Origin of the sequence: Sphingopyxis sp. (assembly GCF_036675685.1) — a bacterium.
Classification (GTDB): Bacteria; Pseudomonadota; Alphaproteobacteria; order Sphingomonadales; family Sphingomonadaceae; genus Sphingopyxis.
Window position 1 is genome coordinate 74,878 of sequence record NZ_JAKFEM010000007.1, and the last position, 22,152, is coordinate 97,029.

The window sequence follows — 22,152 nt, forward strand, 5'->3', positions numbered from 1 at the left end:
CTTATTCCTACATCGCGGCAATCCCGCCCAATCGGGCGACACCGCGGGAGCTTTTTCGATGCGCGCTATTTGGATGTTTCTGGCAGCAATTGCCACCCCGCTTGTCGCATCGCCCGCGCTGTTCGCCCCCGCCCTGTTCGCCAAAGAGAAAGACGTCGCATTGACCAGCACCACCCCTGCCCTGCCCACCGCTCCGGTTGCGGAAAAGCGCCCGCACGAAACGGTATTGCACGGCAAAAAACTCTCCGACCCGTATCACTGGCTGAAGGACGAAAGCTATCCGACGATCGATGACAAGGACGTCCTCGACTATGTGAAAGCCGAAAACGCCTATTTCGACGCCGCGATGAAGCCGCACGCCGCGCTCGTCGAGACCCTGTTCCAGGAGATGAAGGGCCGCATCAAGGAAGCCGATTCGAGCGTGCCGCAGAAGGACGGCGACTGGGTCTACTGGGTCGAATTTGAAGAAGGCGCCGAATATAAGAAATGGTATCGCAAGCCGGCGTCAGGCTCCGGCGATGCGGCGCTGATCCTCGACGAAGTCGCGATGGCCGCGGGCAAGGAATATTTCCGCCTGTCCGACGTGTCGGTCAGCCCCGACGGCAGGCTGATGGCCTACGCCGTCGACGATAACGGCTCCGAACGCTTCGAGGTGCGCTTCAAGAATCTGACGACCGGCGAGGCGCTTCCCGACGTCATTCCCGGCACCTTGTCTTCCTTGGTGTGGACGGCGAACAATGACGCGCTTCTCTACGGCCTCGCCAACGAGAATTGGCGCACCGACAATGTCCGGCTGCACAAGCTCGGCACGCCGGTCACGCAAGACAAATTGCTCTATAAGGAGGCCGACATCGGTTTCGGCGTCGGGATCGGCAAGACCGCCGCCGACAATTTTATCGTCATCGCGACGGGCGATAACGAGACAAGCGAAGTCTATCTGCTCCCCGCCGATAACCCCGAGGCCAAGATGCAGCTCGTGTCGGCGCGCAAGAAGGGCCGTGAATATAGCGTCGATGAGCGGAACGGGACGCTCTATGTCTATACCAATGATGAGCACCCCAATTTCCGTGTCGCGACCGCGAGCATCAAGCAGCCCGGCGCGTGGAAGACGCTGATCGCGGGCTCGGACGAAAGCTACATCACCGGCATGTCGGTCTTCCGCGACTATTTCGTGATCGAAACGCGCGAAAAGGGCGTCGATCAGGTCGATGTCCGCAAATATGGCGCGCCGCTGACCCCCGGCCGGATCAAATTTCCCGAGACGACTTATGTCGCCGGCCTCGGCGACAATCCCGAATATCATCAGGACAAGCTGCGCCTCGACTATGAATCGATGGTCACCCCCGACACGGTGTTCGATTATGATCTCGCGAGCGGAAAGCTCGAGACGCTGAAGGTGCAGGAGATACCGTCAGGTTATAATAAGGACGAGTATATAACCGAATTGGTAAGCATGCCCTCGCGAGACGGCACCCCGGTTCCGGTTTCGCTCGTCTACAAGAAGGGCACCCCGCGCGACGGCAGCGCGCCGATGCACCTCTATGTCTATGGCTCTTATGGCTACCGCGTCCCGCCGGGCTTCTCGACGACGCGGCTCAGCCTTGTCGATCGCGGCATGATCTATGCCATCGCGCATGTCCGCGGCGGCGACGACCTTGGCCGCGCCTGGTATCTCGCGGGCAAGACGACCGAGCGCAAGAACACGTTCCACGATTTCATCGACGTCGCGAAGGGGCTGATCGCCGCGAAATATACGAGCGCGGGCAAGATTTCGATCGAAGGCCGCTCGGCGGGCGGACAGGTGATGGGCGCGGTGTATAACGACGCGCCCGAGCTGTGGGGGGCGGTGCTCGCGGGCGTACCCTTTGTCGATGTGATCAACACGATGGTCGACGAAACGCTGCCGCTGACCCCCGGCGAATGGCCCGAATGGGGCAATCCGATCACCGACAAGGCGGCCTTCGACTATATGCTGTCGTACAGCCCCTACGACAATGTGACGGCGAAGGCCTATCCGCCGATGCTCGTGTCGGCGGGGCTCAACGACCCGCGCGTTACCTATTGGGAGCCCGCGAAGTGGGTCGCGAAACTGCGCGCGACGCGCACCAACGACGCGGCGCTGCTGCTCCGCACCAACATGGGCGCGGGCCACGCCGGCAAGTCGGGCCGCTGGGGCGCGCTGCGCGAGGATGCCGAGGAGTTTGCCTTCGTGCTGACGCAGTTGGGGGTCGAGAAATAGCCGCGCCGCGACAGCGCGGCGACAATCTGACAAAAATTCGCGACATATGAGGGCCATGCCTTCTCCCTCGACACGACAATGGGGGGACTATGACGGATATTCCGATCGCGCGGCTGCTGGTTGCAACCGCATCGCTGTGCCTGGCACCGCCGGTTGCGGCCGAACCATCGCCCGAACCCGCCGCGATTGCCCAGCGCCTACTCGACACGCTGCGCGATACGACGGGGGTGCCGGGTATGGCGGCAGCGGTGTGGCACGACGGCCGGATCGTCTGGGACGGCGCCAGCGGATTGCGCGATGTCAAGCGCAGCTTGCCGGTGACCCCCGACACGCGGTTCCGCCTCGCCAGCGTGTCGAAGCTGTTCACCGCAACCGCCGCGGCAAAGCTCGCCGAGCAAGGGAAGCTCGATCTCGACGCGCCGGTACAGGCACAGCTGCCCTGGCTGGGCGGCCACTGGCCCGCCATGACCCCGCGCCAGCTCGCAGCGCATATTTCCGGCCTGCCGCACTATCAGGATGGCGACGACCGCGTCGGCGAGCGGCATTATGCGACCGGGCGCGACGCGGTCGGCATATTTGCGGGCCGCCCGCTTCTGTCGGCGCCCGGCACGGCCTACAGCTATTCCTCATGGGGCTATACGCTGCTCGGCACGCTCGTCGAGGAACGCGCCGGCATGCCCTTTACCGACTATGTCAGCCGCTCGCTCGTCCCGGGGCTCGCGATCGGCGCCGACGCGACGCACAGCGGCGATCCCGATGCGTCGCGCGCCTACGCCTTTGAAGGCGGATCGGTGATCGAAGCGGCGGCGAATGATTTCAGCTACAGCTGGGGCGGCGGCGGGTTAAGCGCCACCGCGAAGGCTGTCGCCAGTTTCGGCGGCCGGATGATCGAAGGCCAGATCGTCGCCCCCGCGACCTTCGACGCCATGCTCGTTCCGACCCCGCTGACGAACGGTGCCGCCGCCAGCGAGCGTGATTATCGGGTCGGGCTCGGCTGGCGTCTCGGCCGTGACGGCGACGGTGCCTCCTTCGTTCACCACAGCGGAATCACCTGGGGCGCGCGCAGCACGCTGGGGATCTGGCGCGAAGAGGGGACGGCGGTCAGCCTGCTTTCCAACGCCGAATGGGTGTCGCGGATCGAACCGACGGCGATGATGCTCGCCGCACCCTTTCGTCCCGAGCCGGGCGGATCGATTCGCGTATCCTGCCCGCTCGAGGCCCAGCGCTATTCCGGGACGTTCGGCGATGTCGCGGTCGCGGGCGCCGCCACCTTCCGTATCGAAGGCGGGCTGTGCACGGGCAAGCTGGAACAGGATGCCGCGCTGAACGCCTACTTCGCGACCGCGATGCAGCGCAGCAATGCACCGCTGACCATCGTCGCGCTCGACCCGCGGGGCGGACTGGCGCGCGCCGGGATCGTCAACCCCTTTGGCATCGCCGACTTGCGGGCGCAGGAGGATGGCTCTTTCGCCGCCCAGGTGACATCGACGCGGCGACTCGTCATCCGCTTCACGCGCGGCAGCGATCAGCCGGACAAATAACCCCGCGCGCGCAAGTCAGCCTCAAGCTCCGACGCGCCCGCAAAAAGATGTCCCGCAATCCCGACCGATTCAGCGCCCACAACATTCGCCGCATTGTCGTCGATGAAGAGTGTGCCCGCGGGGTCGATGCCGAATCGCTCGATCGCAAGCTGGTAGATCGCCGGGTCGGGCTTCATCAGTTTCTCGGTTCCCGACACGATAATGTCCTGGAAGCGGTCGAAGATGGGCTGGGTCGGGCGGAAGCCTTCCCAGAATTCATGGCCGAAATTGGTGATCGCGAACAGCGGCACGCCCGCGGCGTCAAGGCGCTCGACGAGTTCGAGGCTGCCGGGCATCGGGCCGGGGATCGTCTCGTTAAAGCGCGACGCATAGGCGTCGATCAGCGGCGCTTGATCGGGAAACCCGGCCTTGAGCTCGGGGACCATCTCGGCAAGCGGACGGCCGGCGTCGTGCTGGAAATGCCACTGCGGCGTGACGACGTTGGTGACGAACCATTCGAGCTCTTGCCTGTCGGCAATCAGCTTGGCGAAGAGATAGCGCAGGTCCCAGTCGAACAGGACGCGGCCGACGTCGAAGATCACGCTATGCCGAATCATACGCTCTCCACACACGCGAAAGCGCCGCCGGAAGCATCCGACGGCGTAACGCGGTCCATCAAAAGCAAACGGGGCATATTGCCCCGCGCAGGGGCATCAGCCCTGGCGCGCCTTGAAGCGGCGGTTGGTCTTGTTGATCACATAGGTGCGGCCCCGGCGGCGGATAACGCGGTTATCCCGGTGGCGGTCCTTCAGCGACTTCAGGCTGTTGCGAATCTTCATGATCTCTGTCCGTAAAAACTCTTGGCGGTAACGCGAAGCGGCGCAACTATGGGGAAGCGGCTAAAAAGTCAACCGCCCCTACCCTTATTTCGTCATCCTCGAACGAGACGTGTGGCTCGTTCGAGGATGACGATGGAAGGGAGAGGCCGCCTTACCCCGCCAGCGCCTTTTGCCGCCGCCGCTGCACCGACGAGCCATAGCCCATCGCCTCGCGATATTTCACCACCGTGCGCCGCGCGATGTCATGACCCTCGACCGACAGTTTCTGCGCGATCGTTTCGTCGGACAGGATCGCCTTGGCATCCTCGGCCTCGATCATCGCCTTGATCCGGCTCTTCACCGCCTCGGCCGACACTGCGCCGTCGCCTTGGGTATCCGAAATCCCGCTCGAGAAGAAATATTTGAGTTCGAACAGCCCGCGCGGGCAGGAGAGATATTTGTTGCTCGTGACGCGGCTGACGGTCGATTCGTGCATGCCGATCGCCTCGGCGACCTGGCGCAGCGTCAGCGGACGCATATGCGCGACGCCGTGGAGGAAAAAGCCCTCCTGTTGCTTCACAATCTCGCTCGCGACCTTGACGATCGTGCGCTGGCGCTGGTCGAGCGCGCGCACCAGCCAGTTGGCCCCGGCGAGCTGTTCAGACAGCCACGCCTTGCTCTTCGCCGCCGCGCCCTTGGCGAGCTCGGTATAATAGCGGCGATTGACAAGCAGCCGCGGCAAGGTCCCGCTGTTGATCTCGACCGCCCAACCCTTCGCGGTCTGGCGGATATAGAGGTCGGGGACGACCGCCTGCGTCCGGTCGCCGCCGAATTTCAGCCCGGGCTTCGGATCATAGCCGCGCAGTTCGCGGATCATGTCGGCGAGATCCTCGTCGTCGACCCCGCAGATGCGTTTCAGTTGCGGGAAAGCTCCCTTCGCGACGAGGTCGAGATGCGCGATCATGCACGCCATCGCGGGGTCGTAGCGATCGGCCTCGCGCGCCTGGATTGCGATACATTCGGCGAGGTCGCGGCCGCCAACCCCCGACGGATCGAAGCCTTGCACCCCGGCCAGCACCGCCTCGACGAGCGCGAGCGGCACGCCGAGCCGCTGCGCGAGCTCGGCAAGGTCAGCGCGCAAATAGCCCGCTTCGTCGATCAGCGCGACGATCTGCTCGGCGATCATCGCCTCGAGCCCGCCGAAGCGCTCGCCGACCTGCGCGAGCAGATGGCCGTGCAGCGTCTCGTCCTCGCCGGCGAAGCTGTCGAAATCGATGCCCTCGCTGTCGCTGCCCGACAGGCCGACGCTGTCGCTCGCGCTGTCATGGTGAAAGCTTTCGGCGGCCAGATCGACATCGAGGTCGTTCGCGGTGCCGGTGTCCGACAAGAGCGCCTGGTCGGCGTCGAGCGACGCCGCCTCGGTCGCGGGCGCTTCGTCGCCGGGCCCATCGCCCGGATCGCCCGCGCTGCCGTCGCTGTCGGCCGATGCTGTGTCGAGCAGCGGATTGCCCTCGAGCGCCTCGGCCAGATAGGCTTCGAGCTCGAGGTTCGACAACGCCAGCAGCTTGATCGCTTGCTGCAGCTGCGGCGTCATCACCAGCGATTGCGACTGGCGGAGATCGAGGCGCGGACCCAACGCCATCAACGGCTCACATCGTCACAAGGAGAAACCCTCGCCGAGATAGAGGCGGCGCACCTCGGGGTCGGCGACGAGTTCGGCCGGCGAGCCGGCAAGCAGCACCTTGCCGTCGTAGATGATGCACGCGCGGTCGACGAGGTCGAGCGTCTCGCGAACATTATGGTCGGTGATGAGCACGCCGATGCCGCGCGTCTTGAGGTCGGCGACGAGGTCGCGGATGTCGCTGATCGACAAGGGATCGATCCCGGCAAAAGGTTCGTCGAGCAGCATGATCGACGGGTTGGCGGCGAGCGCACGCGCAATTTCGGCGCGGCGCCGTTCGCCGCCCGACAGCGCCATCGCCGCGGCATCGCGGAGCCGGGCGAGACCGAATTCGTCGAGCAATTCCTCGAGCCGGCGTTCGCGCGACACCTTGTCGGGCTCGCTGAGTTCGAGCACCGCCGCGATATTCTGCGCGACCGTCATCCCGCGAAAGATCGAGGTTTCCTGCGGCAGATAGCCGAGCCCCAAGATCGCGCGACGGTACATCGGCAGCGCGGTGATGTCGGCGCCGTCGAGCATGATGCGCCCGGCGTCGGGCTTCACCAGCCCCATGATCGAATAGAAACAGGTCGTCTTGCCCGCACCGTTCGGGCCGAGCAGGCCGACGACCTCGCCCTTGCCGACCGATAGCGACACGTCGGACAGCACGACGCGCTTGTCATAGCTTTTGGCGATCGAAATGATCGCAAGGCCGTTTCCGGCCGCGGCATCCTCGCGGACATGCGCCCTATGCTCGGCGACGCCGTGGTCGCCGTCGGCCGCCAGCGTCGCCGGGGTCGCTTCGTGGTCGGTCATTTCACCATCGCTTCCAGATGAGACATGTGCGGGCGTTACCCGAGGAGCGCCGCCAAGGTCAATCTGGCAAGATTTTTGCAGGGCATTTGACGAGACGCCGCAAAAAGGCGCTCAGTGCCCCGCCTGCGGTCCGCGCGCGATCCCCGACAGCGCGAGCTGTTCGTCGATCGCGGCAAGCAGTCGCGCGAGCGCCGCCTCGTCCTTCGCCTCGGCGCGCGCGACGAGCACATCCTGCGTGTTCGACGCGCGGAGCAGCCACCAGCCATCGTCGGTGAGCACGCGCGCGCCGTCAGTGCGGTCGACCTGGGCGCCCGCCGCCGTCAGCCGGTCGAGGACTTCGTCCACAATGGCGAATTTGCGAGCCTCGTCGACCTGGAAGCGCATCTCGGGTGTATTGATCATCGGCGCCATGTTCGCGCGCAATTCGGTCACGCTCTGGCCGAGCTTCGTCGCCGCCTCGATCAGCCGCACCGCCGCGTAAGGCGCGTCGTCATAGCCATAATAGCGGTCGGCAAAGAAGATATGCCCGCTCATCTCGCCCGCGAGCGGACTGGCGGTTTCCTTCATCTTCGCCTTGATCAGGCTGTGGCCGGTCTTCCACATGAGCGGTTTGCCGCCAAGTTCGGCGACGCGGTCGAACAGCGCCTGGCTCGCCTTCACATCGGCGATGATCGTCGCGCCGGGCAGGTCTTTCAGCAACGCCGCGGCATAGATCTGGAGCAACTGGTCGCCCCAGATCACCCGGCCCTCGCCGTCGATCGCGCCGATGCGGTCGCCATCACCATCGAAAGCGACGCCGAAATCGAGGCTCTTCTCGGCGACCAGCTTCTTCAGATCGGCCAGATTCTTTTCGTCGGTGGGATCGGGATGGTGGTTCGGGAAATGGCCGTCGATGTCGGTAAACAACAAATGATGCTCGCCCGGCAGGCGCGCCGTCAGTTTCTCGATGACGGTGCCGGCGGCGCCGTTGCCGGCATCCCAACCGATGCGGAAAGCACCGCCGGCGAAACCCTCGACCAGCCGATCGACATAGGCGTCGACGATGTCGATGCTCTGCGACGTGCCTTCGCCGCTGCTCCAGTCGCCCGCGGCGGCCATTTCGCCGATGCCCAGGATGTCGGCGCCGTAGAAGGGACGCCCCTGCATCACAAATTTGAAGCCATTATAGTCGGGGGGGTTGTGGCTGCCGGTTATCTGTATGCCGCCGTCTACATCTTCGGTTGAGGCCGCATAATAAAGCATCGGCGTCGGCCCGAGCCCGACGTTCAGCGCGTCGATACCCGCCGCGTTGATGCCTTCGAGCAGCGCATCGGCGAGCATCGGCGACGAGAGCCGTCCGTCATAACCGACCGCGACCCGCTTGCCGCCGGCGCGCGCGACCAGCGTCGCGAAGCTGCGGCCGATGGCATAGGCGTCGGCATCGGACAGCGTGTCGCCGACGACGCCGCGGATGTCATATTCGCGCAGCATCGTCGGGTGGAAAATATGGGTCATGGCGGATCCTCGTGGGGAGAGACGGAACTCAGGCGGCGGCGAACAGATCGCCGTCCGGATGGAACCGTTCGCGCGCCGGAAGGTTCAATCCCCCCATCGCTTCGCGGAGTTCCTGCCGTGCGACGACATGCCCAATGCCCATGCCGCCGAGATGCGCCTTGTCGAGCAGCGTGAGACCGGCGGGGAAAAGTTCGCGATAGATGACACGCTCGCCGAGCCCCGGGATGACGCGAAAGCCGACGCGCCGCGACAGCTGGGTCAGCGCCTCGCCGACGCGGCGCATATTGTGCGCGTCGACATGCTGGAGCCGGTTACGCAGGATGATCCAGTCGATCGTCCGCCCGTCGGTCTTGGCGCGCGTCTTGCGCGTGTCCCAGATCAGTTCGGAATAAAAGCTCGGGCGGATGACCTGGAAGGTTTCGGGATCGACCTGTCCGATCAGGTCGAAATCGATGAAGCTGTCGTTGATCGGGGTGACGAGCGTATCGGCGCTCGTCGCAAGGTGCCGCGCAAAAATATCGTCGCGCCCCGGCGTGTCGGCGATGAGATAATCGACGTCTTCGCTCAGCCGCGCGACCTGCGCGTCGAGTTCCTCGATCGTCGCGCCCTCGAATACCTCGAAGCGCGGCGTCGGCAGCGCGATGTCGCGGCGCTTTTCGGTGTTCTGGCGATTTTCGAGATAGCGGTGAAAGGTGCGCTGGCGCGGGTCGAGGTCGATGCCGGCGACGCGCCAGCCCTGGCTCGCCAGCGCAACCGCGAAATGCACGGCGCAGGTCGATTTGCCCGTCCCGCCCTTTTCATTGGCGAAGATGATGCGGTGCGGGGCGGGCTTCGTCGCGGGAGTCGTCATGGGCCGTTGCGATTTTCCAGTTGGCGGCGCATGGCGGCGGCGCGGGTGGTGCATGTGCGCCGCCAATATCGGAGGCCGGGCAAGGGTGCAAATCATCCGTGATATCGCCACGCTTCATCGTGCCGTTACGGCACTGAAGCAGGGGGGCAAGAGCGTCGCACTGGTCCCGACGATGGGGGCACTGCACGAGGGGCATCTCTCGCTCGTGCGCGCGGGCCGCCGCGTTGCCGACCATGTCGTCGTGTCGATCTTCGTCAATCCGACCCAGTTCGGCCCCAATGAAGATCTCGCCGCCTATCCGCGCGACGAAGCGCGCGATGCCGCACTGCTCGTCGGCGAGGGCGTGGGCCTGCTCTGGGCCCCCGATGTCGACACCGTCTATCCGCCCGGACACAGCACGCATATCGAGGTCGCCGAACTCGGCGCCGATTATTGCGGCGCCGCGCGCCCCGGCCATTTTGACGGCGTCGCGACCGTCGTCGCGAAATTGTTCAACCAGGTGCGCCCCGACGTCGCGATTTTCGGCGAAAAGGATTGGCAGCAGCTGGCGATCATCCGCCGCATGGCGCGCGACCTCGACTTTGCGGTCGACATCTTGGGCGCGCCGATCGCGCGCGACACCGACGGGCTCGCGCTGTCGTCGCGCAACGCCTATCTCTCACCCGAACAGCGCGCGGCGGCGATCGCTTTGCCCGATGCGCTGGACGCCGCGACGAAAGCGATCGCGGGCGGCGCCGATGTCGGCGAAACGCTGGCCAAGGCCGAGGCGGCGATCGTCGCGGGCGGATTCGACAGCGTCGATTATGTCGCGCTTGCCGATGCCGACAGCCTCGAACGGCTGGCCGACTTTCGCGCCCCCGCGCGCCTTTTGGCGGCGGCCCGGATCGGCAAAACGCGGCTGATCGACAATTTTCCCGTAGGATAGAATGGGGCCTCCACCAGAATCGTCATCCCCGGCGAAGGCCGGGATCTCGACGTCAATTCCTTTCGCAAGGTTGAGATCCCGGCCTTCGCCGGGATGACGGAGAAAGAATAATTCCAACTTTCCGGCGGATTTCTCAAGATACCCACAAGAAATTCGAATCGCCGTTAACGCTTTGTTGACCATGACACGCAAGGGTGGGGCCCGAAGCTTCCTGTGGGGGGAAGCGACAGGGGGTTTTTATGGCCAACAGTCTGAAGTCTGCCCAATATCTGATCGAGAGCCGGCTGCTCGACGCCGCGCGCGGCGACGCCAACGCCTATTTCGATCTGGGGATCGCCTTTTCCACCGGCACCGGCGGGGTCGATGTCGACCTGATCCAGGCGCATAAATGGTTCAACCTCGCCGCCCTCGGCGGCAACAAGGAAGGCCAGCAATGCCGCGCCGACCTGTCCGATGAAATGAGCCGCGACGAGATTGCCGAAGCACAGCGTCAGGCCCGCGCCTGGCTCGACGAAACCGCCCGCCGCCCCGCCGCCCGGCGGTTCGCGGCTTAATCCTTTCGCTTGAAGGGCGTGTGCCCTTCGAGCCATTCCATCTCAGTTTCTTCGGCCTGCCGTTCCTGTTCGAGGTAATTGGCGACCGCGCGGCGAAATCCCGGATCGGCGATAAAATGCGCCGACCAGGTCGCGACGGGACCATAGCCTCTCGCCAGCTTGTGCCCGCCCTGTGCGCCCGCCTCGACCCGGCTGAGGCCGCGCGCGATCGCGATGTCGATCGCACGGTAATAGCATAGTTCGAAATGCAGAAAGGGGATGTCGGCGAGGCAGCCCCAATATCGGCCGTACAGCGTGTCGGCGCCAAGGAAATGCAGCGCCCCCGCGACCGGGCGCCCAACCTTGGCGTCGCTATCATAGGCGATGAGCAGGACGATCCGGTCCGCCATATGCTCGCCCATCAGGTCGAAGGCCGCGCGCGTCAGATAGGGATGCCCCCATTTGCGCGCCCCGGTATCCTGGTAGAAGAGCCACATCGCATCCCAATGCTCGGGCCCGATCGCATCGCCGGTCAGCTCCTCGATGCGCAGACCTTCGATCGCCCGCGCGCGTTCCTTGCGAAGCTGCTTGCGCCGCGCCGAGGTCAGCGTGGCGAGGAAATCGTCAAAGCTTCGATAGCCGGGGTTGGCGAAATGGAACTGGATGTCGCGGCGCACGAGCCAGCCAGCACCTTCGAAGAGCGGCATCTGTTCGGGCGCAACGAAGGTCGCGTGCGCCGACGACAGCGCATTCTGCCGCACCACCGCCTCGGCCGCGCGGATCAGCAACAGTGCGTCGCCCGCATCCTTCGCCAGCAGCCGCGGTCCCGGCACCGGGGTGAAGGGCGTCGCGATCTGCAGCTTCGGATAATAATCACCCCCGGCATGCGCCCAGGCATCGGCCCACGCATGGTCGAACACATATTCGCCCTGGCTGTGCGATTTGAGATAGGCGGGCGCCGCCGCGATCAGCACGCCATGCTCGTCCTCGACCAGCAACGGCGCCGCCTGCCAGCCAGTGCCCGGCCCGACGCTGCCCGATGTCTCGAGCAGCGACAGGAAAGCATGGCCGACAAACGGGTTCGCGCCATCGTGCAGCGCGTCCCACGCCGCCGCATCGATCGCGGCGAACCCGGTGCCGAGCGAGATCGTCCGCGCGGGCGGGTCGGCTTCCGCCATCAGGGTGCGAATCCATGGGTAAGGCGCTCGAGGTTTGAGGCGATTTTGTTCAGGGCAAGGAAGCGAGACGCAGGCATATGAATATATTCCAAGGCTCGCTGACGCAGCCATGGACAAAATCGGTCAAATCCCGAAGGGACGTCGAAATGGCTTCGATCTCGCCTCCGCGCGGCCTTGCGGATGGAACCACCATCGGCGGCGGCCACGCGAAGCCGATATCTTCGCCATTTCGACGCCTCGAACGTCTTACCCATGGATTCGCACCCTAAGCCGGGCGTACCGCGACGATCGCGTCGGCTTCGACGGCCGCACCCAAGGGCAGCACCGCAACGCCCACCGCCGCGCGCGCATGGCGGCCGGCATCGCCGAACAGCGCTTCGAACAAGTCCGACGCACCATTGGCGACCTTGGCCTGATCGGTGAAATCGGGCGTGCTGTTCACGAAAACCCCAAGCTTCACGATCCGCTCGACCCGCGACCAGTCGCCATCGAGTGCCTGGCCTATCTGCGCGACAAGCATCAGCGCGACGCGGCGCGCGGCATCCTGTCCGCCCGCGACATCGGTATCGTCGCCGAGGCGGCCGGTGACGACCTGGCCGTCGCGGAAGGGAAGCTGGCCGCTGACATAGAGCATGCCGCCATGTTCGACGACGGGCACATAGGCCGCGACCGGCGCGGCGGGCTTGGGGAGGTCGAGGCCGAGTTCGGCGAGCTTGGCGGGGATGTCCATGATATGTCCTTCTTACGCCACAATGGGGGCGGGGGCGGGGATGTTTTCGGCGAGGCGCGCCAATATCCAGTCCCGCGCCGCGGTCCAGTCGTCGATTCGCGCATGGGCGTGCTTCGACGGCGCGATCTTGTCGGCGATCGCGGGTTCGCCGACAAGGTGGAGCCGCCACACATCGGGCGCTTCCTGCGCCACCGAATGATGATGTCCCGCCAGATCGTCGATGAACACCGCGACCGAGGGCTGATACTCTTCGATCAGGCGGCGCACCGGCTCGCCCTTGCCGCCGCGGCTGCCGATGACGGGCGCGTGAAAATCGTGCGTGGCGAGCTGGTCGGTCCGCGCCTGCTGATGCTCGGGCCCGACGTTGGTCAGCACGACGATATCGGCCTGCTCGCCGATCGCCGCCATCGCCGCGAGCGCACCGGGGATCGGATATTGCCGCGCCATTTCGTGCCGGAAAAACCCGTCGAGCAGCGGCCAGACCTCGGCCGCCTCCAATGGCGTGCCGCATTCCTTGCGCTTCAGCGCGTTCGCGAAGCTCGCGTCCTCGATGCGAAAGATCACGCCATGTTCGGCATCGACCCATTCGGCAAAGGGCACGACCATGTGCATCAGCACCTCGTCGCAGTCGGTGATGACAAGCGGGCGGTTCATGCGGTCGTTCCTTCGGGTTGCTGGCCTTCGAGTCGCTGCGCCGTGGCGGCGATGGTGGCGGGCGGCACCTGCAGCGCGTCGGCGCAGGCGACGAGGTCGTTTTCGTGGGCAGTGAGGAAGGAGAGGATCGCCGCGAGCGTCGCGCGCTCGCCCAGCGAGGCGCGCAGTTCCCCCGGCGCGAGCCCGGTCAGCGCAAGCAGCCGTTCGGCGCGCGGTTCGTCGCTCAATATCCAGCCCAGTGCCTGGAGCGCCAGCGCCACATCGCCGTCGTGCAAGTCGTGAGTCCCTTCAGCGGGAGGCAATTGTGTCATGCCGCCGATTCGCCTAAACGGACCGCGGACGCAAGCGGGGAAAGCGGAAAATTCATGGGCAAGACCATATTGGTCGTCGAGGATAATGAGCTGAACCTGCGCCTGTTCTGTGACCTGCTCAACGCCCATGGCTATAGCGCGCACCCGGTGCGCGACGGCCGTGACGCGCTGGCGAAGGCGCGCGAGATAACGCCCGACCTCATCATCATGGATATTCAGTTGCCGCATGTCAGCGGGCTCGAACTGATCGGCCAGATGAAGGCCGACCTCAGCTTACGCGCGGTGCCGATCATGGCGGTGACCGCCTATGCGGGGAAGGGTGACGAGGAACAGATCCGCGCCGCGGGCGCCGAAGCCTATGTTTCGAAGCCGATTTCGGTGATCAAATTTATCGAGAGCGTCGGGGTGTTTGCCTAGGACCGGTCGACAAGGTCGTAGCGACCATTAGCACCCAACCACCGTCATCTTCTCGCCGCTACCCATCCTCGTCATTCCCGCGAACGCGGGAACCCAGTTTCAACTTGGCTCGCTGCCCCCCCCCTTTCGCGGGAATGACGAAAGTAGGGAATGTCCGCTTCCCGCCCCCGAGGGACATGTCAGCTGTCCCTTATGGCACGCGGGTGTCGTTATATGGCCGTCGGCCGTTCCCACGGCGCGGCGTAGTGGATAGCCACCGCGGCAGACGATGCTTCGGTCACGGCAGCCCACAAGCGGCTGATCCAGCTCGATTCGGTGCGGATACGGGTCATGGCATTTCTCCTTCGTCCGGAGCGCAGGGAGGGGAGCGCGTCGATTGGCTCGGGCGGCCCGGATGACGATTATCTAATCCCGTCGCGCCGGCGATTGACGCTAAAATTGACCGTGCGAATGACCAATTTTCGCGTTATTGCAGAAAACATGCGAAAAATAATCGATCTCGATAGCTTCGACCGGCGATTGCTGGAGCTGGTTCGGCAGAATAATCTCGAACCCGCGCGCATCCTGGCCGACAAGGTCGGGCTGTCGCTGTCGGCGGTGCTCCGCCGTTTGCGGCGCCTGCGCGACGAAAAGGTGATCGTGGCCGACATCGCGGTGGTCAATCCGGCGCTGACGGGCTCGGCGCTCACCATGCACGTTCTCGTCCAGATGCAGCAGGCGGGGCCGCAGACGATGGATAATTTCGCGCGCGAGATCGTTCGCCACCCCGAAATCACCGGCGCGTGGGACGTCACCGGTGACGATGATTTCCTGTTGAAGGTCCAGGTCGGATCGATGGAAGACTATGACGTCTTCACGCGCCGCGCGCTGGGCGAGGACAAGGGTGTCCATTCGTTCAAGACGCTGATCACGATCCGCAACATCATCGAGAATGATGTCGCGCGGCGTCCGTTGCGCGATGGGTAGCGCTGGCCCTACAGCGGACGGGACGAATATGGGGGTGCGAATGTCTGCCGACGACCGATCGCAGACAGAGCCGATCCTCCCGTGGCCGGAGGCATGGGGAGGGGGACCGCCGCGAAGCGGTGGTGGAGGGGCCTGGACGGTGCGTCATGACGAGAGGCTTCAACCCCTCCGTCAGCCCTGCGGGCTGCCACCTCCCCATCGCTACGCGACAGGGAGGGTCTTATGGCCTCTTCCCACCGCAAAGCGGAGATTCGTTCGGGCACGAAAAAGGGCGGCGCAAATGGCCGCCCCTTGATCCCGGCCTTCGCCGGGATGACGCATTTCTTTGCCCCGCGCTTTCAGCGCGCGGGGAAATGCGTCACTTGATCTTGGCTTCCTTGAACTCGACATGCTTGCGTGCACGCGGGTCATACTTCCGCACCGACATTTTTTCGGTCATCGTGCGGGGGTTCTTTTTCGTCACATAGAAAAAGCCCGTGTCGGCGGTGCTCACCAGCTTGATCTTGACAGTCGTCGGCTTGGCCATGGCCCTGTTCCTCGAAGTATCTGCACATCCGCCGGAGGTCCGAGGGATGCGGCGGGACTATCGGCCCCGACGTTGGTGTGAAAAACATAGAGGGCCGCGCACGAGGCGCCGCCCCCAATATCCGCGCGCCTCTGACCGGATTCGGCGCTTCTGTCAAGCGAAAGCAGCGGGCGGGCGGCACGAAACCGCCCGCCCCGAGGGAGACCGGTTCGGTGTCTCAGCCGTTCCGTATCTGGAAACGCACGGTCATCACCTTCCAGCTTTCCTCCGCCACCCCGCCGCGCGTCGCGGGCTTGAAACGCCATTTGGCGAGCGCCCGCCGCTTCGTCTCCTCGAAGAACCCGGGGCTGTCGGTGCTGACCAGTTCGACCGCCTTCACGCGCCCGTCGGTGCCGATCAGCACGCGCACCTTTGTAATGCCCTCAAGCTCGCGCCGCTGTTCGCTCGCCGGATAGTCGGGCTGGAACATGCCTGCGAAGCGCGGGTCGAGTTCGGCGAGCACGAGCCTCGGCTTGGGCAGAGGCAGCGGCGGGTCGTCCGCCACCGACGGCCCGCTACCTGTCCCGGCCGGCGGCACATAGGGGGGCAGCGGCGGCGCCTCCGGCGGATCCTGGGCGATCGGCGGCAGCGGGCTCGGTGGCGCGGTGAACTCCGTCTGCTGCTGCTGCGTCTGCGGCTTGGGGTCGGGCTGCGGTTCGGGCAGTTTGGGCTTCGGCAGTATGAAGGTTGTCCACGGCGGCGTGGTGCTGTTCGGCTTTTCTTCGATGATCATCGGCGACAGGGCGACAGCAACCACCAGCGCCACCGGCAGGCCCACCGCAAGCAACGCCGCGACGGGCCGGTGGCCCGTGCCGGCACCATAGCTTTCGCGCGGCAAAAGCGTTGCGGCTCCGGCAGGTGCCGATGCCGTGCGCCGCGCACCGGCCAAAGCCGAAATCAAAGGTATCAGGGTCATGGCCTCTCTCCTTGCCTAAATGACCGGGCCCCGCCGCGTTTGACCACCGCTGTCGGCCAAGTCAGATTGACGTGATAATATATCATCTCTCTTCTTGTCAAGCAGAGAGGTAGGCAAGCCGGACGGCGATGGAGGATGCGTGATCGGCTAGCTAGCGGAAAGCCGCGCCACCGCCTGATCCCTGGCGATCAGCGGCAGCAGTTCGGCCATGTCGGGACCATGGTCGCGCGCCGTCAGCGCGCGGCGCAGCGGCAGGAACAGCGCGCGGCCCTTCGCGCCCGTCGCCGCCTTCACCGCGCCCGTCAGCGCATGCCAGGGGTCGGCGCTCCAGTCGATGCCCGGCGCCGCGGCCGCGGCCGCGGCGAGAACGGTGCGATCGGCCTCGTCGACCGGTGGCGGATCCAATGGCCCGTCGAACACCGGCAGCCAGTCGGCGGCTTCGGCGAGCGTCATCAGGTTCGGCCGGATCGCGTTCCAGCGCGCCTCGGTGATCGCCGCGGGCAGGCGATCGGCCACGGCTGCATGGTCGGTGTGATGCAATATCTTCTGGTTGAGCAGCGCGAGCTCGGCCTCGTCGAAGCGCGCGGGGGCGCGGCCGAAGCGCGCGAAATCGATGCTCTCGATCAGCGGCGCAACCAACGTGACCGGCTCGACCGGATCGCTCGTGCCGAGCCGCGCGAGCAGCGCGACGAGCGCGATCGGCTCGATACCGTCCTCGCGCAGGCTCGCCATGCCGAGCGAGCCCAGCCGCTTCGACAATTTGCCCTCGGCCCCGACGAGCAGCGCTTCGTGCGCGAAAGCGGGCGGCGTAGCGCCGAGCGCGGCAAACATCTGGATCTGCGCGGCGGTGTTCGACACATGATCCTCGCCGCGCACCACATGCGTGATCCCCATCTGAATGTCATCGATCACGCTCGGCAACAGGTAGAGCCAGCTGCCGTCGGCGCGGCGCACCACCGGATCCGACATGGTTTTTGGTTCAAAATGCTGCGGACCACGAACCATATCGGTCCACTCGATCGACGCATCATGATCGAGCCGGAAGCGCCAGTGCGGCGCCACGCCCTCGGGCACCGGCGCATCGGCACCCTTGCGCTCGTAAACCGGCGGCAGCCCGCGCGAGAGCAGGATCTTGCGACGGATGTCGAGTTCTTCGGGGGTTTCATAACAGGCATAGACGCGCCCCGCGGCCTTCAGCTTCGCAAACTCGGCCTCATAAAGCGCGAAGCGCGCCGACTGGCGTTCCTCGCCGTCGACATCGAACCCGAGCCAGGCAAGGTCGGCGCGGATCGCATCGACATATTCCTCTTTCGACCGTTCGAGGTCGGTGTCGTCGATGCGGAGCAGAAAGCGGCCACCATGCTTTCGCGCCCACAGCCAATTGTGGAGCGCGGTGCGGACATTTCCGACATGGAGGGTGCCGGTCGGCGAAGGAGCGAAACGGGTAACGACAGTCATAGCGCGCGCCTATAGCGGCATATTCCGCCGCCGTCAGTCGTCTTCCTCGATCTCGCGGTGCATGATGAGATGCGCCGCCCAGCGCATCGCCATGCCGACGACCGACAGCGCGGCGCCGGCGATGATCGCCCCGATCAGCATAGGATCCTCGCCGGGCGCGGGCCATGCCACCCACCCGAGCAACGCCACGCTGACGATCGACAGCGCGTAGCCGACACCGGTGAGCCAATTCGCCACGGCGCGCTACGCGGTCCGAAAACCGTGGGTGATCGGATAGCGCCGGTCGCGCCCGAAGTTGCGCGTCGACAGCTTGACCCCCGGCGGCGCCTGCCGGCGCTTATACTCGGCAAGCATCAAGAGCCGCTCGATCCGCGCCACCGCATCGCGGTCGAACCCGTAACGCGCGACGACATCGTCGACGCTCGCTTCCTCCTCGACGAGCATGTGGAGCATGCGATCGAGATCGACATAGGGCGGCAGGCTGTCCTCGTCCTTCTGGTCGGGGCGCAGCTCGGCGCTCGGCGGCTTGGTGATTATGCGCTCGGGCATCACCGGGGTCACCGGATTGCGCGAGAGGCGCGCCACATTCTCGTTGCGCCACTTCGCGACCGCGAACACCGTCATCTTGTAGGCATCCTTCAGCGGATTATAGCCGCCCGCCATGTCGCCATAGATCGTCGCATAACCGACGCTCATCTCGCTCTTGTTACCCGTCGTGAGCAGCATCGGGCCGAACTTGTTGCTGAGCGCCATCAGCGTGACACCGCGGATGCGCGACTGGACATTCTCCTCGGTGATGTCGACGTCCCTGTCGGCGAAGCTGCCCGCAAGCATCGCGTCGAACGCCTCGACCGCGGGCACGATCGAAATCGTATCGAGCTTGCACCCGATCATCTTCGCGCAGCCCGCGGCATCGTCGAGGCTCGTCTGGCCGGTAAAGCGGCTCGGCATCATCACGCACCAGACCTTGTCCGGCCCCAAAGCATCGGCGGCGATCGCGGCGCAGATCGCCGAATCGATCCCGCCCGACAGCCCGAGCACGACCCCGGGGAAGCGGTTGCGTTCGACATAGTCGCGCAGGCTCACGATCATCGCGCTGTAGATGTCGGCGGGGTGCGCTTCCCATTCGGCGATCGCGCCCGCTTCGCATGTCCAGCGCCCGTCGCCCTTATTGGTCCAGCGGGTAACGCGTTCTTCCTCTTCCCAATCGACCAGCCGATGCGCGGTCCCACCGTCATCGTTCAGGACGAAGGAGCAGCCGTCGAACACGATTTCGTCCTGTCCGCCGACGCGGTTGAGGAAGATGAGCGGCAGTTTCGTTTCGGCGACGCGGCTCGCGAACACCTGCGTCAAACGCCGCTCGTCCTTGTCGATCTCATAGGGGCTGCCGTTGACCGAGATCAGCAGTTCGGCGCCCTGCCCCACCAGATGCTGGCAGACCTTGGGCAGCCAGCCGTCCTCGCAGATCGGCAGGCCGAGCTTGATCCCGCGCCACTCGACCACCTCGGGGAGCGGCCCGGGGACGAACACGCGCTTCTCATCGAAGGTGCCGTAATTGGGGAGCTCATGCTTGCGCCGCGTCGCGACGATTTGCCCGCCGTCGAGCAGCGCGACGATATTGTAAAGGCTGTCGCCTTCCCACTCGACCGAACCGACCAGCATCGCCGGGCCGCCGTCGGCGGTGTCGGCGGCGAGCTCCGCAAGCATCGTCGCGGCGCGCGCGGCGAGTGCGGGCTTCAGCACCAGATCCTCCGGCGGGTAGCCGATCAGCTGAAGTTCGGGATACAGGATCAGGTCGGCGCCCGCGTGTCGCGCCCGAACCGCGCGCATCGCGGCGGCGTTGGCGGCGAGGTCGCCGACCGCCTGCGTCATCTGGCAAAGGACGATGGTGAGCTGCTGCGGATCGGTCATGGGGCCGAGCCTTACGCCCGCGCTCCACGATTGCAATCACCTCGCTCAACCGAACAGCAGGTCCGGCAGGAACCGCCCCGGTATCATCGTGAAGCCTCCGGCGACGAACAGGCCGGCATAGACGCCCACCATCGCGCGCCGATGCGCTTCGATATGGCCGCGCCGCGCATTCCAGATGCTAACGGGGATCGAATAGAGCGTCAGGATCGAAAAAATATGGATCGGCCCGATCCCGCCGGTGAGGCTGCGCAGCCAGAAGCTGTCGATCGCGGTCACCAGCATCATTACTGTCCAGACGCGTCCTGCCGCCTTGTGCGCCGGCGTTCCCTTGGGTCCCCAAAGCACCCAGGCCCCGAGCGGTACCGCCGGAATGACGGTCGCAAGATGGATCCACAATGCCCACGCCGGGTTCCGATAATCGTTTCCCGGCCCACGCATGACATAGCCGAGCAGGACTGCAGCGGCGAGTGCGGCGCCGATCAGGAGGGCGCGGCGAATGAGCGGCGCAGGCCCGCGGGAGCGGGTCGAGGAGAGCATCGCGGCGGACATGGTCGTTGATCCTTGGCTTGTTTTACGGGTTGGCGGATCAAGACTGACGCCCCGCCGTTCGCCGGCAAGCACCGCTTCGCCGGCGCGGTGAAAACTTCGCGAAACCGGCGCCGATGCCAATTGACGAAGCGCGAAGGGGCGACCAGACATTCGATCATGTTACGCCAGATCGCGGTCGAACTTTTCCTGATGGTGCTGGCAGGCGTCGTGCTGGCGCTGATCGGGCCTTTCGGCAGCTTCGAACTGCCGCTGGGTCAGCGGCTGCTTTTGTGGCCGTTGGTGATCGTGTCGGGATATCCGGTCTTTCGCGGGCTCGGCGCCGTGTCGCGCTGGCTCAGCGAATCGGCGAATATTCCCTATGCGCTCGCGGCAATTCTCGCGCTCGCCGTCGCCGCACTGCCCGTGACGCTGATCGTCATGCTGCTTTGGTTCCGCATCCCGCTGGACGAAGCGCTCGCTGCGCCAATCCTCGGCGCGCTCTATCTTCAGGTGTTGATCGTCGGGGCGATCGTCCATGCGGCGATGTATCTGCTCTTCCGTCACCGGCTGGCGCCGTCCGCCTATGCCGAACTGGCCCCCGTCGAACCGGCGCCTGTTGAAACGCACGCCGCCGATCCCGGGTCCGCCCTGGCGCTGCCGCCCGGCTTTGGCGCAATCCATGCGCTGAAGGGCGAGGATCACTATGTGCGCGTCATCGGCGAACGATCCGAGAAGCTGATCCTGATACGGATGCGCGACGCGATCGAGCGGCTCGATGGGACCGCGGGCCTGCGCGTCCATCGTAGCTGGTGGGTCGCCGAAGGCGCCGCCGCATCGGTGCGCCGCGACGGAAGGACGGCGGTCATAACCCTGGCGGGCGGACAGGAGATTCCGGTCGCACGCGATATGATGCCCGCTTTGCGCGCAGCCGGATGGCTTTAGCCCCTTCCCCTATCGCGCCCCGCTGGCTAAGGGGGCGCGCAATCCCGTCCGCCGCGAAAGGGCATCGCACCCCATGAAACTCATCTCCGGCAACAGCAACCTTCCCCTCGCCCGCGCGATCGCGGACTATCTGGAACTGCCGCTGACCGACACCAGCGTGCGCCGCTTCGCCGACGAGGAAGTGTTCGTCGAAATCCACGAAAATGTCCGCGGCCAGGATGTTTTCGTCGTCCAGCCGACGAATTTCCCCGCCAACGACAATCTGATGGAATTGCTCATCATCAACGACGCGCTGCGCCGCGCGTCGGCAAAACGCATCACCGCGGTCGTCCCCTATTTCGGCTATGCCCGCCAGGACCGCAAACCCGGCCCGCGCACCCCGATCTCGGCCAAGCTCGTCGCCAACCTCATCACCACCTCGGGCGCCGACCGCGTCCTCGCGATCGACCTCCACGCCGGGCAGATCCAGGGCTTCTTCGACATCCCGACCGACAATCTCTATGCCGCGCCGGTGATGAGCGCCGACATCCAGGCGCGCTTCGCGGGCAAGAATCTGATGGTCGTGTCGCCCGACGTCGGCGGCGTCGTGCGCGCGCGCGCGCTCGCCAAGCGGCTCGACAACGCCCCGCTCGCGATCGTCGACAAGCGCCGCGAACGCGCCGGCGAATCGGAAGTGATGAACATCATCGGCGACGTGAAGGGCCGCTTCTGCATCCTGATC

At 65.3% G+C, this 22,152-nt stretch carries 25 protein-coding genes; 8 read left to right on the forward strand and 17 right to left on the reverse strand.

Translation table 11 applies throughout. The features are described from left to right. Positions 1 to 58 precede the first annotated feature (58 nt). Complete coding sequence (locus tag V6M50_RS04260) at positions 59 to 2,239, forward strand: S9 family peptidase (protein ID WP_332817306.1); 2,181 nt, start codon at positions 59 to 61, stop codon at positions 2,237 to 2,239. 89 nt (positions 2,240 to 2,328) lie between these two features. Further along, positions 2,329 to 3,780, forward strand: a complete 1,452-nt coding sequence (locus V6M50_RS04265) for a serine hydrolase domain-containing protein (protein WP_332817307.1) — start codon at positions 2,329 to 2,331, stop codon at positions 3,778 to 3,780. Here the strand turns inward: V6M50_RS04265 and V6M50_RS04270 are convergent. The 6 genes from V6M50_RS04270 to V6M50_RS04295 form a co-directional block, all read right to left on the reverse strand. Further along, positions 3,765 to 4,376: an HAD family hydrolase gene (locus V6M50_RS04270; protein WP_332817308.1), complete on the reverse strand. Its 612-nt coding sequence runs from the start codon at positions 4,374 to 4,376 to the stop codon at positions 3,765 to 3,767. The genes V6M50_RS04265 and V6M50_RS04270 overlap by 16 nt on opposite strands. A gap of 96 nt (positions 4,377 to 4,472) precedes the next feature. Next, positions 4,473 to 4,598 carry a type B 50S ribosomal protein L36 gene (ykgO, locus tag V6M50_RS04275; RefSeq protein ID WP_003046794.1) on the reverse strand — a complete coding sequence of 42 codons (126 nt, stop codon included), beginning with the start codon at positions 4,596 to 4,598 and terminating at the stop codon, positions 4,473 to 4,475. A 151-nt stretch (positions 4,599 to 4,749) separates the two neighbouring features. Continuing rightward, on the reverse strand, positions 4,750 to 6,219 hold the full coding sequence (gene rpoN / locus V6M50_RS04280; RefSeq protein ID WP_332817309.1) for an RNA polymerase factor sigma-54: 1,470 nt from the start codon (positions 6,217 to 6,219) through the stop codon (positions 4,750 to 4,752). A gap of 15 nt (positions 6,220 to 6,234) precedes the next feature. Beyond that, complete coding sequence (lptB, locus tag V6M50_RS04285) at positions 6,235 to 7,053, reverse strand: LPS export ABC transporter ATP-binding protein (protein WP_332817310.1); 819 nt, start codon at positions 7,051 to 7,053, stop codon at positions 6,235 to 6,237. 111 nt (positions 7,054 to 7,164) lie between these two features. Continuing rightward, the gene (pgmG, locus tag V6M50_RS04290; protein WP_332817311.1) at positions 7,165 to 8,547 is read right to left on the reverse strand and encodes a phosphoglucomutase/phosphomannomutase PgmG; all 1,383 of its coding nucleotides are present in this window, start codon (positions 8,545 to 8,547) and stop codon (positions 7,165 to 7,167) included. Between the two features lie 28 nt (positions 8,548 to 8,575). Continuing rightward, positions 8,576 to 9,397 carry a division plane positioning ATPase MipZ gene (locus V6M50_RS04295; protein ID WP_332817312.1) on the reverse strand — a complete coding sequence of 274 codons (822 nt, stop codon included), beginning with the start codon at positions 9,395 to 9,397 and terminating at the stop codon, positions 8,576 to 8,578. Positions 9,398 to 9,482: 85 nt separating this feature from the next. Here V6M50_RS04295 and panC point away from each other — a divergent pair, with 85 nt between their 5' ends. Both panC and V6M50_RS04305 read left to right on the forward strand, forming a co-directional pair. Further along, positions 9,483 to 10,322, forward strand: coding sequence for a pantoate--beta-alanine ligase (gene panC / locus V6M50_RS04300; protein WP_332817313.1), 840 nt, complete (start codon positions 9,483 to 9,485; stop codon positions 10,320 to 10,322). 239 nt (positions 10,323 to 10,561) lie between these two features. Then, positions 10,562 to 10,876 carry a sel1 repeat family protein gene (locus V6M50_RS04305; protein ID WP_054589726.1) on the forward strand — a complete coding sequence of 105 codons (315 nt, stop codon included), beginning with the start codon at positions 10,562 to 10,564 and terminating at the stop codon, positions 10,874 to 10,876. On the opposite strand, the gene V6M50_RS04310 is transcribed toward V6M50_RS04305, so the two are convergent. The 4 genes from V6M50_RS04310 to V6M50_RS04325 all read right to left on the reverse strand — a co-directional run bounded on the left by V6M50_RS04310 (position 10,873) and on the right by V6M50_RS04325 (position 13,728). After that, positions 10,873 to 12,033 (reverse strand): GNAT family N-acetyltransferase, encoded by a 1,161-nt coding sequence (locus V6M50_RS04310; RefSeq protein ID WP_332817314.1) that lies wholly within the window; start codon positions 12,031 to 12,033, stop codon positions 10,873 to 10,875. The genes V6M50_RS04305 and V6M50_RS04310 overlap by 4 nt on opposite strands. 265 nt (positions 12,034 to 12,298) lie before the next feature. Beyond that, a complete protein-coding gene (locus V6M50_RS04315; protein WP_332817315.1) occupies positions 12,299 to 12,763 on the reverse strand; it encodes a RidA family protein in 465 nt (154 codons plus the stop codon). 12 nt (positions 12,764 to 12,775) lie between these two features. Beyond that, positions 12,776 to 13,417 carry an HAD family hydrolase gene (locus V6M50_RS04320; protein ID WP_332817316.1) on the reverse strand — a complete coding sequence of 214 codons (642 nt, stop codon included), beginning with the start codon at positions 13,415 to 13,417 and terminating at the stop codon, positions 12,776 to 12,778. Further along, positions 13,414 to 13,728 (reverse strand): DUF3572 domain-containing protein, encoded by a 315-nt coding sequence (locus tag V6M50_RS04325; protein ID WP_443030482.1) that lies wholly within the window; start codon positions 13,726 to 13,728, stop codon positions 13,414 to 13,416. The genes V6M50_RS04320 and V6M50_RS04325 overlap by 4 nt, the downstream gene beginning before the upstream one ends. Positions 13,729 to 13,782: 54 nt before the next feature. On the opposite strand from V6M50_RS04325, the gene V6M50_RS04330 reads away from it, so the two are divergent. Then, positions 13,783 to 14,145 carry a response regulator gene (locus tag V6M50_RS04330; protein WP_332817318.1) on the forward strand — a complete coding sequence of 121 codons (363 nt, stop codon included), beginning with the start codon at positions 13,783 to 13,785 and terminating at the stop codon, positions 14,143 to 14,145. Between the two features lie 209 nt (positions 14,146 to 14,354). Here V6M50_RS04330 and V6M50_RS04335 read toward each other — a convergent pair whose 3' ends face one another. Next, positions 14,355 to 14,477: a hypothetical protein gene (locus V6M50_RS04335; protein WP_332817319.1), complete on the reverse strand. Its 123-nt coding sequence runs from the start codon at positions 14,475 to 14,477 to the stop codon at positions 14,355 to 14,357. A gap of 148 nt (positions 14,478 to 14,625) precedes the next feature. On the opposite strand from V6M50_RS04335, the gene V6M50_RS04340 reads away from it, so the two are divergent. Next, positions 14,626 to 15,111 carry an Lrp/AsnC family transcriptional regulator gene (locus V6M50_RS04340; protein ID WP_332817320.1) on the forward strand — a complete coding sequence of 162 codons (486 nt, stop codon included), beginning with the start codon at positions 14,626 to 14,628 and terminating at the stop codon, positions 15,109 to 15,111. A 358-nt stretch (positions 15,112 to 15,469) separates the two neighbouring features. Here the strand turns inward: V6M50_RS04340 and rpmG are convergent, their stop codons facing one another. From rpmG to V6M50_RS04370, 6 genes are all read right to left on the reverse strand, one after another. Beyond that, a complete protein-coding gene (gene rpmG / locus V6M50_RS04345; RefSeq protein ID WP_003042331.1) occupies positions 15,470 to 15,637 on the reverse strand; it encodes a 50S ribosomal protein L33 in 168 nt (55 codons plus the stop codon). A gap of 217 nt (positions 15,638 to 15,854) precedes the next feature. Next, entirely contained in the window at positions 15,855 to 16,592 is a 738-nt protein-coding gene (locus tag V6M50_RS04350; protein WP_332817321.1) for an energy transducer TonB, read from the reverse strand. Positions 16,593 to 16,739: 147 nt separating this feature from the next. Beyond that, positions 16,740 to 18,050, reverse strand: a complete 1,311-nt coding sequence (gene gltX, locus V6M50_RS04355; protein WP_332817322.1) for a glutamate--tRNA ligase — start codon at positions 18,048 to 18,050, stop codon at positions 16,740 to 16,742. A gap of 33 nt (positions 18,051 to 18,083) precedes the next feature. Continuing rightward, positions 18,084 to 18,287, reverse strand: coding sequence for a hypothetical protein (locus V6M50_RS04360; protein WP_332817323.1), 204 nt, complete (start codon positions 18,285 to 18,287; stop codon positions 18,084 to 18,086). Between the two features lie 6 nt (positions 18,288 to 18,293). Next, positions 18,294 to 19,961 (reverse strand): NAD+ synthase, encoded by a 1,668-nt coding sequence (locus V6M50_RS04365; protein ID WP_332817324.1) that lies wholly within the window; start codon positions 19,959 to 19,961, stop codon positions 18,294 to 18,296. A gap of 45 nt (positions 19,962 to 20,006) precedes the next feature. After that, the gene (locus tag V6M50_RS04370; RefSeq protein WP_332817325.1) at positions 20,007 to 20,510 is read right to left on the reverse strand and encodes a DUF2306 domain-containing protein; all 504 of its coding nucleotides are present in this window, start codon (positions 20,508 to 20,510) and stop codon (positions 20,007 to 20,009) included. Positions 20,511 to 20,666: 156 nt separating this feature from the next. Between V6M50_RS04370 and V6M50_RS04375 the strand changes: the two genes are divergently transcribed. Together V6M50_RS04375 and V6M50_RS04380 are read left to right on the forward strand one after the other, a co-directional pair. Next, positions 20,667 to 21,431: a LytTR family DNA-binding domain-containing protein gene (locus V6M50_RS04375; RefSeq protein WP_332817326.1), complete on the forward strand. Its 765-nt coding sequence runs from the start codon at positions 20,667 to 20,669 to the stop codon at positions 21,429 to 21,431. Positions 21,432 to 21,504: 73 nt separating this feature from the next. Beyond that, positions 21,505 to 22,152 (forward strand): ribose-phosphate pyrophosphokinase (locus tag V6M50_RS04380; RefSeq protein ID WP_332817327.1); only part of this gene is annotated, 648 nt, incomplete at its 3' end.